This is a genomic window from Flavobacterium pectinovorum (assembly GCF_006438875.1).
Lineage (GTDB): Bacteria > Bacteroidota > Bacteroidia > Flavobacteriales > Flavobacteriaceae > Flavobacterium > Flavobacterium pectinovorum_A.
In genome coordinates, this window is record NZ_RCZH01000020.1 from 67370 (window position 1) to 80583 (window position 13214).

Here is a 13214-nt window from a genome sequence, read left to right on the forward strand (position 1 = left end):
TTTCTCAAGTAACCTTTATATTATTTTCAGTTGCAATTATTTATCCTTTTTTAAATTCATAAAAAATTTACCATTCAATTTTAACTTTGCTATTTCCCTGTATAGTATAATGCATACTAGTTGCTTCCGAAAACTCCGCTTCTATTACTTTTTTATTTTGGGTAACTTTTATATTTTTCGGAATTTTCTTTGGACCAATAATCATGATATTACAAGTGAATTCCTCACTTCCCAGAGTTTTGAAAATGATTGTATTTTTAATTTTTCTAAAGCCTTTTATCGGATAATCAAAAAACATCAAAAAGTCTTCTCCTTTAACCTTGCAATATTGTCTTGGCACCACACCAAAAGCCACACCACCACCATAAACTTCCTGACCAACCTGACCGCTTTTTTCCCAGCCGGTATAAAGATCCTCCAGCGGAATCCATAGTTTTGGTTGAATTTCTCCGGTTTTCACTTCTTCAGAAAGCATATCTTCCGGCAATTTTGGCGGATAATAATAGCACATTCTGGTCAACGAATATTTTATAAATTCAGGAATTAAAATTTTTAACGCCGGCAGGATTTCAATATCTTCCGCTTTTATCATGTACTCGCAAAACTTGGCATAAACCTCATGTTCTTCATATACGGCACTGTAAGGTGCATCATTAAGCGGAAAAATGGAAAAGTAATTGGGATAATTTTTTCCATAACCATATTGGCAATCCCAAATTTGCATGTTTTTAAATAATCCGGCAAGACAAGCAAAACTCAAATCGAGATACATTTTTTCGCCTGTTATTTTATAAAGATCTAAAAGTGCTCCGGCAGAAAAAGCGGTATTATTCGCCTGATAAAAAATTTGAAAACCATAACCAATCAATTTTTTAACCGCTTTTTTCGCTTCACGTAAATAAAGTTCATCCTTTGTTAATTCATAAACCAACAGCATCAAATGTGCATATGAACCCGGAACATCATGCTCACCTCCTTGCCCCGGCACGGTTTCTTCTTTAATAACTTCGAATGTATCCATTCTATAAAAAACGGGCCATTCGTATTCAAAATGGCGTGCCACTTTTATGGCGTATGGAATAGAATCCAATAGTAATTTTTCGGCAATTTTTTCTCCTTTTAAGGCAAGTCTGCTTAGATTCATTAAAGGATGATGCAAATACCAGGAATCCATCACCATTTTCTCTTTTTGCTCTTCTGATCCGTCGAGTTTATCATATAAAGCCGGAAGCCAGCGGTTTATAGTTTTTATATCAGGATCGTAAAATGCCGAAATTCCTTTTTGCAAATCATCAAAAAGCGGATGTTTTTCTCCGGTCCATTCCATATATTCCTTCAGAGGCATTAAAACAGCAAGCTGTACCATAATTTCCGATGGCGTTTTATAATCGCACAAATAGGCATTCAAATAGGGAACGCCGTTAGTTTGCGTCCAACAGCCTTTGTTATGATATAAATCTTCCTGACATTTTTCAGCAATTTCCGGCCATTTATGATATTCGGTTTCAGGATGCGGAAGCGATTTATAAACTTCGCCCAAATTATTTAAGAATTGATGTGTAACCTGAATATCATCTTCGGCAATTTGGTCCGAAAATAATACATAAGCATCTGATAGAACAAAATCTTTATCTGCCGGCAAAGGTTTATCTTCCGTCAGCGGTAATTGAAAACCAATTTCCGGCCAGTTACCACCAACGGTTTCATCAAGTGAAGTTTCAGTTGCTTCACAATACGCACTCATGGAACCTAAATCCTGAAAGTAAAATACAGATCCGGTTTTTGGTTTTGTCATACTCAGAAAAATAAGCCCTGAACGTGCTCCTACCTGATGTGTATGGATGTTTCCAAAGGTATTTTCGACACTTCCTTTTTCTGTTAAAGGCAAAATATCACGAGGCCAGAACGGAATCATAATCGGAAAATCTGCCTTAAACGACGTTTTATAATGCAATAAAGGCAATAATTCATTTGGGAAATCAATTGTTACTTCATATTTCCCAATTCTTGTTGACAGGTTTAGTACTGTTATCTGACCGTCATCAAATAAATTGGTAACTTCAAAACAACTGTTTAAACCAAAAGCTGCCCTAAAAGCCATTTTTCCCTGATTGGGCCACAACGTAACAATCCATAGTGAATCTCCGGTATTGTATAATTGAAAAGTGTACTCACGGAATTTCTTTTCCCATAAAACCGTGCTGTTTTCCAGATCAGACTGCACTGTTGCAGCCCATGGTGAAATTGATTGCATGTGTATCTAATTTTATCGATTAATTTCTAACTTATTTTCTTTTGAATCAGCGTTGCTGCGCGGTCGGCAGCTTTGAGCACAATTTCTTCAGGATTACCAGAAAATACTTCTTTGTGGCTGATGTTGCCTTTAGGCGTTATGATATAGAAAAAAATAGTGCCAACTGGTTTTTCCTCCGTTTCGCTTCCTCCCGGAGTGGTAAGTCCGGTAAGTGCGACCGTTATTTTTGAATTAAAAAACTGGCTTGTTTGTTGTGCCAAAACCTGAGTCACCTCCATAGATTCCGGTGTAAATTCCTTGATGAGATAATGCGGAACGTGCAAGATTTGTTCTTTTACAAAAACTTCATAACAGACAATTCCACCTCTTAAAATTTGTCCGGAATATGGCGTAAGAGAAAATTCGGCACTTAATCTCCCTGCCGATGCGCTTTCTGCAAAGGCAATATTCCAGCCTTTTTCTGCAATAATTCTACTGCACTCTGTAATAATTTCTGATGGCATAATTTTGTTTTTTTTAATCAACACTATTCTCCGGTTTCCATATTTGGTGCATCAACAGGTTTGGATTGCGATGAACCAATTTGACGAAAATAAATAGACAGAATAACGATGGCAAAGACAGATAGAAATTCACTTTGCCAGTTTTGAAAAGATTCAAACCAAAATCTTGAGTCTCCAATATAATTTAAAGCAGATTCTAAAGGAAGTCCTTTTAAGGAAAGCTTTTCGTTTTCGTCTTTCAGACTTCCATAAAAATGAAAAATAAAAGAAACTAAAAACAGTAAAAACAAAATAATCGTTAAGGAATGTTTGTAAATTGCCAGAATCCATCCGCCTTTTTTTACCGGCCATGGCGCGTCTTTTTTATTTGCTGATGGTTCTCTGTCGACTTCTTCGTCTTTATCAAAATCCTTAGATTCTGAGGAACCTTTTTGTTGTAAAAAAATAGTCATTACTACAAATAAGGCCATTTGCAAAAACTCACTTTCCCAATTCTCAAATGTCGATTGTATAAAATGACCTGAGGTTAAATAAGACAAAAAAGTTATGGCGTTTGCACCGTCTTCGATAAGTTCTTTGTTGTGTTCTTTAAAGCCAAAAATGGTCTGCGCACCTAATGACGCTAGAAACAAAACAAAAAAAGAAAGTGAAAGGCTGTTATTACGTAAGAAATTTTTCATAGTACAATCTTTTTAGCTACTACAAATTTGTAATCTTCTCACGACTTTTACTTACATCATTTTTTATATATTTTATAAGATTTCTTCTATTTCGCATTTTGTGAAATAAATTTTATTCTGCATTTCTGAAAAATATAACGCTTTTATATAATTGAAAATCAATTAAAACTGATGAAAATTTCATAAGCGTACGTTATTATTATATAAATTTATTAGCCATAGATTGACTTTCTTAGCATAAGCATAATTGTAAGTTTTAATTTGTTTTTGTTCCATCGGAACATTTCATTGATAGCCCAATAAATACGGTATTTTTTACGTTCCGTAAGAACGTTTGATTTTATAAATAATATTGTTAAAAACATATACAGATTACGTAGACAATTTCAAACGTCCCAATGGGACGATGTTTCTCTGGATGCATTTTTTTCTACCGATGAAATGTTCCGATGGAACAAAATCTAAAATATCTTAATGACATTGCCCGATCCCGATCCCGAAGCTCAATGTCATTAAGTTAAGCTTTTTTGATTATATTTTTTATCTCAAAGTGTAGTTTTGAATAATCTCCAGCTTTAGCTGGAGATTATTCAAAACCAGTCTGAGTGGCTTTAGCCAAAAATATGCGATTTGGCTAAAGCCACTCATTGTGCATATTAAACACCTCCAGCTGAAGCTGGAGGCTAGTCAAAAAGCTTAACTTAATGACATTGCCCGAAGCGTCGGGGACGGGACGGGATACATTTTAAATAAGTGAAACGCCTTTTCTTAAGCTAAGAAATCTATGTTTCTATGTGTTAAATAATTACACCCAACGGGTTAATCAAAACAAAATATTATGAGTGATATAGCACGTCGTTTTTCTGAAAATCCATTATTAATGCCCAAAGATTTGCAGCCAAGTACAGCTGATTTGCAAATTATAAGTCTTTTAAATCCCGGTGTTTTTGTCTTTGAAGATAAAACCTGGCTTCTTGTTCGTGTTGCAGAATGTATTGCACAAAAAGAGGGCGTTATTTTTTTTCCCATAGTGAACGCATTGGGTAAAATAGAAATTATCGAAATCCCTTTAAACGATCCGGATCTGGTCATGACTGATGCGCGGATAGTGCAATACAAAGGACTGGATTATCTTACTACGCTTTCGCATTTGCGTTTGTTATGCAGTGACGATGGTATTCATTTTTATGAGCCAAAAGACACCAACACTATCTTAACCGGAATGGGAAATCTGGAACAATTTGGAATCGAGGATTGTCGTGTTTCTAAATTAGACGACACGTATTACCTTACTTATACGGCGGTTTCAGAAAACGGTGTTGGCGTGGGACTTCGTACTACTAAAGACTGGAAAAATTTTGAAGCAAAAGGAATGATTATTCCGCCTCATAATAAAGACTGTGCCATTTTTGAAGAAAAGATCAATGGCAAATTTTATGCCTTACATCGTCCGTCTAGTCCACAAATTGGAGGTAATTTTATCTGGCTTACAGAATCAATTGATGGCGTTCACTGGGGAAATCACCAATGTATCATAAAATCCCGACCAGGTTTGTGGGACAGTGCAAGAGTTGGCGCAGGAGCCGCTCCAATAAAAACAGAACAAGGATGGCTTGAAATTTATCACGGCGCAAATGCGGAACATCAATATTGTCTTGGGGCTTTTTTAATGGACCTTAAAGATCCGTCAAAAATTATTGCACGGACATTGGAACCCATTATGAGACCTCAGGAAAATTACGAATTAAGCGGATTTTTTGGCTATGTTGTTTTTACCAACGGGCATGTTGTTGACGGTGACAGGCTCACTATTTATTACGGAGCCGCAGATGAGTTTGTATGCGGTGCCTATTTTTCGATAAACGAAATTTTATCGCGTTTGGAATTTGTTGGCTATAAATAGCAAAAAGACTTAGAACACTTAAAAACAGCATATTATAATATTGTAATAATGCTCTTATAATTATATAAATTTTTGATAGTAACGAAAAGTAAATTTGGTAATCTGAAAAAAATGACCGCATAAGCAGCATTTTTTCAGGTCAATAAACCAATAATACTAAAGATATTATGAAAAATTTACAAGACGAAAAACAACGTGATTTGTCCCTCAACAAATCAGATGGTACAAACAAATTTCTGACTACTGACCAGGGCGTTAAGATTAATGATGACAATAACTCCTTAAAAGCCGGTGAACGAGGACCTTCCCTTTTGGAAGACTTTATTTTACGTGAAAAAATTACACATTTTGATCATGAACGTATTCCGGAAAGAATTGTACATGCAAGAGGTTCCGGCGCGCACGGTTTTTTTGAAGTTACCAACCCAATACCTGAATTAACAAAAGCAGGTTTTCTGAAAGAAGCCGGACTTAAAACTCCTGTATTCGTCCGTTTTTCTACTGTTGCCGGTTCGCGCGGTTCAACTGATTTAGCCCGTGATGTTCGTGGTTTTGCGGTAAAATTTTACACGCAGGAAGGAATTTATGATTTAGTAGGAAATAATGTTCCTGTATTTTTTATTCAGGATGCTTCAAAATTTCCTGATTTGATTCACGCTGTAAAACCGGAACCGCACAACGAAATTCCACAGGCAGCCTCTGCACACGATACCTTTTGGGATTTTATTTCCCTCATGCCGGAATCCATGCACATGATTATGTGGGTGATGTCAGACCGCGCCATTCCAAGAAGTTATCGTATGATGGAAGGATTTGGCGTTCACACTTTCAGATTAATTAATGAAGCGGGAGAATCTACTTTTGTAAAATTTCACTGGAAACCAAAATTAGGAACTCATGCTGTTGTTTGGGACGAAGCTCAAAAAATTTCCGGAAAGAACGCTGATTTCCACAGAGAAGATTTATGGGAAGCCATAGAAATGGGAAATTTCCCTGAATGGGAATTGGGTATTCAGATTATTCCGGAAAAAGACGAACATAAATTTGAATTTGATCTTCTTGATCCAACCAAAATTGTACCTGAAGAATTAGTTCCTGTAACAATTATAGGAAGAATGGTTCTGGACAAAAATCCCGATAATTTCTTTGCAGAAACGGAGCAGATTGCTTTCCATCCGGGGCATGTTGTACCGGGAATTGATTTTACAAATGATCCGTTGCTTCAGGGTAGATTATTTTCTTATACAGATACACAGCTTTCACGATTAGGAAGTCCTAATTTTCATGAAATACCAATTAACCGAAGCGTTGCACCGGTTCACAACAACCAGCGTGACGGACATATGCGTCAGGAGATTAATGTTGGACGTGTAAGTTATCATCCTAATTCGCTTGGCGGAGGCTGTCCTTATCAGGCAAAAATCAGCGAAGGCGGTTTTGCCAGTTTCAACGAACGTATCGATGCACATAAAATAAGAGAAAGAAGCGAAAGTTTTGCAGACCATTTCGGGCAGGCCAAATTATTTTTTAATAGCCAGACGCCAACTGAAAAAAGCCATATTGTAAAAGCCTTGCGCTTTGAACTTGGTAAAGTCAAAACAACAGCAATCAGGGTGAGAATGCTTGGGCTTTTGTCTCAGATCGACACTGAACTTGCTGAAAAAGTAGCGCTTGGACTTGGTTCTACGGTTCCTCCTATTTTAGAAACGCCTTTGAACCACGGAGTATCTCCTGAAAACGAAATCGAAGGCAATCATGAACCTCGTATTGTTGAGCAGTCTCTCGCATTATCTGATGCGTTGAGCATGATTAACAATCCTACCAATTCACCCACTATTGCTTCAAGAAAAGTGGCGATTGTTTGTACAGACGGCGTTTCTGATGCAAGTGTATTAAATCTAAAAAAAGCCCTTAAAAAAGAAGATGCCAAAGGTTTTATAATTGCGCCTCATTTGGGTACTATTCTGACCAATACAGATGGAGCAATTCCGGTAGATTTTAGTTTACTTACAGCTTCATCAGTTTTGTTTGACGCTCTTTATTTTCCTGATGGTTTAGATATTAACTCTCTTGCTGAAAGCGCTGAGGTGGCTGATTTTTTAAATGAGGCTTACAATCATTGCAAAGTTATAGGAGCTGATGGTCAAGCGGCCTCAATAATAAGCTCAGCGCCGTTTGCTTCTAAACTCACTAATGATGACGAAGGTATTATCATAACCAGCGAAGCAGCGAGTGAAGCATTTGCACAGGATTTTATAACAGCTATGGCCAAACACCGTATTTGGGACCGTGAAGTAAACTTATATAATTAATAAAAAAAATAAAATCATGAAAAATTCAGAAAAACAACCCACAGCAAACAAAGCGACAACCAATACTAAAAACCTTGTGGTAGCACCTGCGAAAGATGCAGCAGAAGAATTATATGACTTTTTTATTGACAGCCTTAAAGATATTTACTGGGCAGAAAACGCCTTACTTGAAGCATTAGCAAAAATGGCTGCAAATGCTACTTCTCCAAGTCTTAGCAGTACAATTATCGAACATCGTGCCGTCACCGAAAATCAAATCGTAAGATTACAGAAAGTTTTTAATGTGCTTGGTGAAAATGCCGAAGGAAAAAAATGCGAAGCTATGGCGGGACTTTTAAAAGAAGGCGATGCAATTCTTCAGGAAACCGTTCCAGGAGCTGTAAGAGATGCAGGAATTATCTCTGCCTCTCAAAAGATCGAACATTATGAAATTGCAACTTATGGAACTTTAGCGGCATTTGCCAAAACGCTGGGCGAAAATGAAGTGGCAAAATTATTAACACAAACTCTTTCAGAAGAAAAAGAAGCCGATTGCCTGCTTAATGATATTGCATTAAATACCATTAATATTGTAGCAGCTGAATAACGATAAATAAACAGTTCTCATTTCGTTGCTTATTAGTTCACCAAAAAACATCTGTATCACCTACAGATGTTTTTTTTGTTATTTACGAAAGAGAAAATGTAAATTTTGCCTGCAGTAGTAAAAAGCCAGAAGGAATTTTATTTATTAAAACGCAAAAAACCTGTAACAATCGCTACAGGTTTTCAGGAATTTAAATAATCAACCAAATAAAGTATTAGTATTGGTAAGATAACCTTTAATATTATTTGCTTTTTGTAGTTGTTGAATCAGTTGCTGATCCGGAACCGGTTGTACCTGAAGTACCAGTTGTGCCATCGGTACCTGTACCTTTTACTGTTCCTGTGCCGGTTGTATCAGTTACGATTCCGGTTGTGTCAACAGTGGTTTGCGTTGCTGTTGAATCTGTGTACTGTTCTGTCGCAGTAGCATCGTTTTTTTTGCATGAAAATGCAAGTCCGGCAACTACAATTAAAAGCGCCATTTTGGTTTTGAATATTGTTTTCATAATTTTAATTTTAATAATTTATTTGATAAATTTAAAATTAGATATAATAAAATTATTACATAATTTCAACAAAAAATTATAGTTAAAACATTTTAAGCTTTCGATTTTAAATCGCTAATATTCAATAAAATGCACCATTATAAAACATCACAAAAAAGCCTGTAAATACAGGCTTTTTTCTTAAATCCATCATTTAATCCTAAATGAATTCCTAACTTATTTAGGAGTTCCATCACCTGTTGTAGGACGACGATTTATAGTATCTGTCGTAGTAGGATTTTTGGATTTATGCTTACCTTTTTTAGTACTTGATTTTGTTGTCTCACTCTTATTTGTAGTGGTCGAACTTTTTTGGGTACTTTTCTGCATTTTTCCCGAATGGATTGTGTCCGTTGTGGTTTTTGATTTTGATTTAGGAGTTTCTTGCGCAGAAGCGTATCCTACAATAAAAATCATTGCGAATGTTAATAATAACTTTTTCATAATATTGATTTTTAAATAATTAATAAATATTTTCAACTTATTTAAAAACAAATTTTGCCATTAAAAATAAAAAAATCTTACATTTTAATACCTCATACTTATATCATTTCCATTTGCATTTTTTTGTAAAATTAAAACGTTTTGTAATCTATATATTTAGTTAATACGTAATTAACTTCATGTTCACAAAAAAAAACATAACCATCTGATAATTATAGAATTATTGGGTAAAATTCTATAAGAAAACCGTATATTACTCCATTAGATTTGTACATATTAATTAAACGTAAAATCATGGATACTTCATATCATAAAGATAGTACGGCTCCGAGCGCCAGAACTTCAAATAAAAAAGTAATTTCTAAGGCACCCTCATCGAGAAGCAATGAAAAATTAAATATTGAAACAAAGAAAGTGGCACCAATCAAAAAATAATAATGTAAATATCTTTATTATGAAAACAGAAAATAATAAATTTAATACGACAGAAGATCCTAATTTTAAAAATTCGGATTCGCAAGCTAATGAAGATCAAACAACTGAAAATCATTTAAACGACAATCCTTACGATTCTGAAAATCTCGATAATGAATCCGAAAGTGAATTGAAAGATATAACGGAGCAAGACATTGAAGATGATTTGAAAAATAATGATCTGTTTGAATCTGATATTGATTACGAGATTGATAAACAAGACACAAAGTTTGGAACTGACGAATTAAATGACAATGTATTGCATCATAAGGAATTCGAAATTGGGGAACTTAGTAATGAACAAATTAAAAATGACGAATTTATCCGAAACGAGGCTAATAATGACAAATTCAAAAAAGATAAATTTGGTACAAATGAATTTAATAATGATGCCGACATCGAAGAAGAAGATCCGAAAAGAAATGAAAAAGACCGTTAACAACGGTCTTTTTTTGATTTATTACACATTCAACCAAAATATTTAAACAATTATCGCAGTAAAATAGTATTCGCTATCAAATAATTATTGCCAGGGATCAAGTACAACTTTTACACAGCCATCTTCCCGTTTTTTAAAGATATCATAAGCATGCGAAATCTCAGACAACGGAAGTCTGTGTGTAATTATATCATCCAATTGTACTTTACCCTGTACCACATATTCTAAAAGTTTGTCTATGTGTTTGTGCGCCGGAGCCTGACCGCCTTTAAGAATTATCCCTTTATCGAAAAATTGTCCCAACGGAAAATTATCATAATTCGCCGGATAAACACCCAATACTGAAACAATACCACTTCTTCTTACGGCGCTCATACAGGCTTCTAATACTTTGATAGATCCCTTTTCAAAATTGATAGTCGCTTTGATTCTGTCGCCAAGATTACGTTCAGGCTCAAATCCTACCGCATCAATACATACATCTGCCCCGCGCCCTTGTGTGAGCGCACGAATTTGCTCGACAACGTCTTTAGGACCATCTTCCCATAAAATAGTGGTACATCCTGTTGTGGCTTTTGCCTTATCCAGTCGATATTGAAGTGTATCGACAACAATAACCTGCGCAGCTCCGCGAAGCCAGGCACTTTTTGCAGCCATAAGTCCCACAGGTCCTGATCCGAAGATGGCAACGGTCTCTCCTCCTTTTACTTCTCCCCAATCTACTCCGGTATATCCGGTTGGAAAAATATCTGTCAGAAATAATACTTGCTCATCTGTGAGGCTGTCAGGAACTATTCTTGGTCCATAATTGGCGTAAGGAACGCGTACATATTGTGCTTGTCCACCATCATAACCTCCGTAAAGATCGGTATAGCCAAAAAGTGCTCCCCCTTTTTCAGTCAGGATTCCTCCCTCAGGTCCGTAATGTTCGGGATTACTGTGTTCGCAATTTCCGGGGAAATCATGGTTACAGAAAAAACAATTTCCGCAGGCAATAGGAAATGGTACAACAACGCGATCCCCTCTTTTAAGATGTGTAACTGCTGATCCCGTCTCTTCGACTATTCCCATAAATTCATGTCCCAAAACCATCGGTCTTGGCTGTGGAAAACCACCCGAATAAATGTGCAAATCTGATCCGCAGATTGCTGTAGAAGTTACTTTAAGAATAATATCGTCATTGGCCTTTAATTTCGGGTCATCGACCGTATCGTATTTTACGGAACCCGGTCCGTGTATAACTGCTGCTTTCATAAGTACGCTTTTTAAAATTAATAGGATTGTAAGTAACTCATATTAAACATCTTAATCTTATACATTAATTAAAAATCCTTACATATAAAACAACTGGAAATAATATAAAAGTCCTACAATATTTTATAAATCTCCAGCGCACATGATTTTATAATTTTGAGAGATTCAGGCTTTTAGAGTATAAAATCTTGTTGCTTATCAAACTAAAACAGACAGATAATATGGCACCATTACACGACAAATTCGACTCAGGCAATATAACATCCGGAGATAATGTATCTTTTTGGATTGATTCTACTGCCATTATTGCTTTTGATAAACCCAATAGAAATATTGAAACCGATGTATTAATTATTGGCGGTGGAATTGCCGGACTTACTACGGCATATAAATTATTAAAAGCGGGTAAAAAAGTAACGCTCGTCGAGGACGGTTTTATAGGAAGTGGCGAAACCGGACGTACCACAGCACATTTAACTGCTGCATTGGACGATCGTTATTATTTTCTCGAAGATACTTTTGGGAGAGAGGCTGCAAAACTGGCTGCTGAAAGTCATACGGCAGCAATTGATGAAATTGAAAAAAACGTAAGTGATCTTAATATCGACTGCAACTTCAAGAGAGTCAACGGATATTTATTCCTTCACCCAAGTGATGACGAGAAAAATTTACAAAAAGAATTTAAAGCTACGCAAAATGCAGGTTTAAACACCGGTCTTTTAGATCATATTCCTGCTATAATGAATGGTGATAAATTAAATTGTCTGGCTTTTTACAATCAGGCACAATTTCATATTCTGCACTATTTACAAGGACTTGCGCAGGGAATTGTTGCTCTTGGAGGACAAATATTTACCGAAGCCCGAGCTGATAAAATTACAAAAGATGGTGCTGTTGTTAATGATTTTGCTTTTTCGGCTAAAGACATTGTTGTGGCGACGAATTCTCCGGTAAATGATACGCTCACAATGCATACGAAACAATTTGCTTATCGAACTTATGTTATTGCGGGGAAAGTCCCTAAAGGAAAATTACCCTATTCGCTTTGGTGGGATACTGGCGATGCCGATTCTAAATGGGTTTCTCAGCCTTATCATTATGTGCGCTTAGAAAGTTTTGATGAGCAATACGATTTATTGATTTCCGGTGGTGAAGACCATAAAACGGGTCAGGCAGACGAAGAAGGTATTTCAGAATCACAACGATATGAAAGACTTGAAACCTGGACAAGAAATTATTTCCCCATGCTTGAGGATATAACATACAAATGGTCCGGTCAGGTTATGGAACCTGTGGATTCCTTAGGATTTATGGGCAAAAATCCAGGTGATGACAATATTTATATTATCACAGGAGATTCCGGTAACGGGATGACGCACGCTACGATAGGTGCCATGATCATCAGCGATAGTATTTTAGGATTTAAAAACAAATGGGAAGATCTCTATAACCCGTCCCGAATTACCTTGAAAACTGCAATAGATTTTGCCAAAGAAGCCGGAAATATGGCAGCACAATATCTGGATTGGATTGCGGCATCTGACTTAAAAAATGTAGCAGAACTTACAACTGGAGAAGGCGGAATTTTATCATCAGGACTCAAAAAAATTGCCGTATACCGCGATTATGACAATAGTTTAAGAGCATTTTCGGCAGTATGTCCGCATTTGGGTTGTATCGTTAATTGGAATAACGATGAAAAATCTTTTGATTGTCCTTGTCACGGTTCGCGTTTCTCATGCGATGGCGTAGTAACAAATGGTCCTGCAAAAACAAATCTGAGTCAAATTCATATTAAATAAAAAATCAATAATAATAATA

At 36.1% G+C, this 13214-nt stretch carries 12 protein-coding genes; 6 read left to right on the forward strand and 6 right to left on the reverse strand.

The genetic code is table 11. The features are described from left to right. Positions 1-67: 67 nt before the first annotated feature. Genes EAH81_RS23100 through EAH81_RS23110 form a run of 3 tightly spaced genes read right to left on the reverse strand, consistent with a single transcriptional unit; the run spans position 68 to position 3437 of the window. The gene (locus EAH81_RS23100; protein ID WP_140511364.1) at positions 68-2254 is read right to left on the reverse strand and encodes a hypothetical protein; all 2187 of its coding nucleotides are present in this window, start codon (positions 2252-2254) and stop codon (positions 68-70) included. Positions 2255-2280: 26 nt separating this feature from the next. Further along, a complete protein-coding gene (locus tag EAH81_RS23105) occupies positions 2281-2757 on the reverse strand; it encodes a CinA family protein (RefSeq protein ID WP_140511365.1) in 477 nt (158 codons plus the stop codon). A 23-nt stretch (positions 2758-2780) separates the two neighbouring features. Next, positions 2781-3437 carry a DUF6766 family protein gene (locus EAH81_RS23110; protein ID WP_140511366.1) on the reverse strand — a complete coding sequence of 219 codons (657 nt, stop codon included), beginning with the start codon at positions 3435-3437 and terminating at the stop codon, positions 2781-2783. 838 nt (positions 3438-4275) lie between these two features. Between EAH81_RS23110 and EAH81_RS23115 the strand changes: the two genes are divergently transcribed. The 3 genes from EAH81_RS23115 to EAH81_RS23125 all read left to right on the forward strand — a co-directional run bounded on the left by EAH81_RS23115 (position 4276) and on the right by EAH81_RS23125 (position 8238). Further along, positions 4276-5340: a glycoside hydrolase family 130 protein gene (locus tag EAH81_RS23115; RefSeq protein WP_140511367.1), complete on the forward strand. Its 1065-nt coding sequence runs from the start codon at positions 4276-4278 to the stop codon at positions 5338-5340. Between the two features lie 167 nt (positions 5341-5507). Next, positions 5508-7652, forward strand: coding sequence for a catalase (locus tag EAH81_RS23120; RefSeq protein WP_140511368.1), 2145 nt, complete (start codon positions 5508-5510; stop codon positions 7650-7652). A gap of 16 nt (positions 7653-7668) precedes the next feature. After that, positions 7669-8238: a ferritin-like domain-containing protein gene (locus EAH81_RS23125; RefSeq protein ID WP_140511369.1), complete on the forward strand. Its 570-nt coding sequence runs from the start codon at positions 7669-7671 to the stop codon at positions 8236-8238. A 241-nt stretch (positions 8239-8479) separates the two neighbouring features. Here EAH81_RS23125 and EAH81_RS23130 read toward each other — a convergent pair whose 3' ends face one another. Next, positions 8480-8743 (reverse strand): hypothetical protein, encoded by a 264-nt coding sequence (locus tag EAH81_RS23130; protein ID WP_140511370.1) that lies wholly within the window; start codon positions 8741-8743, stop codon positions 8480-8482. Between the two features lie 216 nt (positions 8744-8959). Further along, positions 8960-9226 carry a hypothetical protein gene (locus tag EAH81_RS23135; protein WP_140511371.1) on the reverse strand — a complete coding sequence of 89 codons (267 nt, stop codon included), beginning with the start codon at positions 9224-9226 and terminating at the stop codon, positions 8960-8962. Positions 9227-9520: 294 nt separating this feature from the next. Here EAH81_RS23135 and EAH81_RS27545 point away from each other — a divergent pair, with 294 nt between their 5' ends. Together EAH81_RS27545 and EAH81_RS23140 are read left to right on the forward strand one after the other, a co-directional pair. Then, a complete protein-coding gene (locus EAH81_RS27545) occupies positions 9521-9661 on the forward strand; it encodes a hypothetical protein (RefSeq protein WP_161595847.1) in 141 nt (46 codons plus the stop codon). A gap of 19 nt (positions 9662-9680) precedes the next feature. After that, on the forward strand, positions 9681-10139 hold the full coding sequence (locus EAH81_RS23140) for a hypothetical protein (protein WP_140511372.1): 459 nt from the start codon (positions 9681-9683) through the stop codon (positions 10137-10139). An 84-nt stretch (positions 10140-10223) separates the two neighbouring features. Here the strand turns inward: EAH81_RS23140 and EAH81_RS23145 are convergent, their stop codons facing one another. Then, positions 10224-11393 carry a zinc-dependent alcohol dehydrogenase gene (locus EAH81_RS23145; RefSeq protein ID WP_140511373.1) on the reverse strand — a complete coding sequence of 390 codons (1170 nt, stop codon included), beginning with the start codon at positions 11391-11393 and terminating at the stop codon, positions 10224-10226. Between the two features lie 221 nt (positions 11394-11614). Here EAH81_RS23145 and EAH81_RS23150 point away from each other — a divergent pair, with 221 nt between their 5' ends. Further along, a complete protein-coding gene (locus tag EAH81_RS23150) occupies positions 11615-13195 on the forward strand; it encodes an FAD-dependent oxidoreductase (protein ID WP_140511374.1) in 1581 nt (526 codons plus the stop codon). Positions 13196-13214: the final 19 nt, after the last annotated feature.

Excerpts from the sequence above, each read along its gene's own strand:
- EAH81_RS23100 (WP_140511364.1), bottom strand. The coding sequence starts at position 2,254 with ATGCAATCAATTTCACCATGGGCTGCAACAGTGCAGTCTGATCTGGAA.
- EAH81_RS23105 (WP_140511365.1), bottom strand. The coding sequence starts at position 2,757 with ATGCCATCAGAAATTATTACAGAGTGCAGTAGAATTATTGCAGAAAAA.
- EAH81_RS23110 (WP_140511366.1), bottom strand. The coding sequence starts at position 3,437 with ATGAAAAATTTCTTACGTAATAACAGCCTTTCACTTTCTTTTTTTGTT.
- EAH81_RS23115 (WP_140511367.1), top strand. The coding sequence starts at position 4,276 with ATGAGTGATATAGCACGTCGTTTTTCTGAAAATCCATTATTAATGCCC.
- EAH81_RS23120 (WP_140511368.1), top strand. The coding sequence starts at position 5,508 with ATGAAAAATTTACAAGACGAAAAACAACGTGATTTGTCCCTCAACAAA.
- EAH81_RS23125 (WP_140511369.1), top strand. The coding sequence starts at position 7,669 with ATGAAAAATTCAGAAAAACAACCCACAGCAAACAAAGCGACAACCAAT.
- EAH81_RS23130 (WP_140511370.1), bottom strand. The coding sequence starts at position 8,743 with ATGAAAACAATATTCAAAACCAAAATGGCGCTTTTAATTGTAGTTGCC.
- EAH81_RS23135 (WP_140511371.1), bottom strand. The coding sequence starts at position 9,226 with ATGAAAAAGTTATTATTAACATTCGCAATGATTTTTATTGTAGGATAC.
- EAH81_RS27545 (WP_161595847.1), top strand. The coding sequence starts at position 9,521 with ATGGATACTTCATATCATAAAGATAGTACGGCTCCGAGCGCCAGAACT.
- EAH81_RS23140 (WP_140511372.1), top strand. The coding sequence starts at position 9,681 with ATGAAAACAGAAAATAATAAATTTAATACGACAGAAGATCCTAATTTT.
- EAH81_RS23145 (WP_140511373.1), bottom strand. The coding sequence starts at position 11,393 with ATGAAAGCAGCAGTTATACACGGACCGGGTTCCGTAAAATACGATACG.
- EAH81_RS23150 (WP_140511374.1), top strand. The coding sequence starts at position 11,615 with ATGGCACCATTACACGACAAATTCGACTCAGGCAATATAACATCCGGA.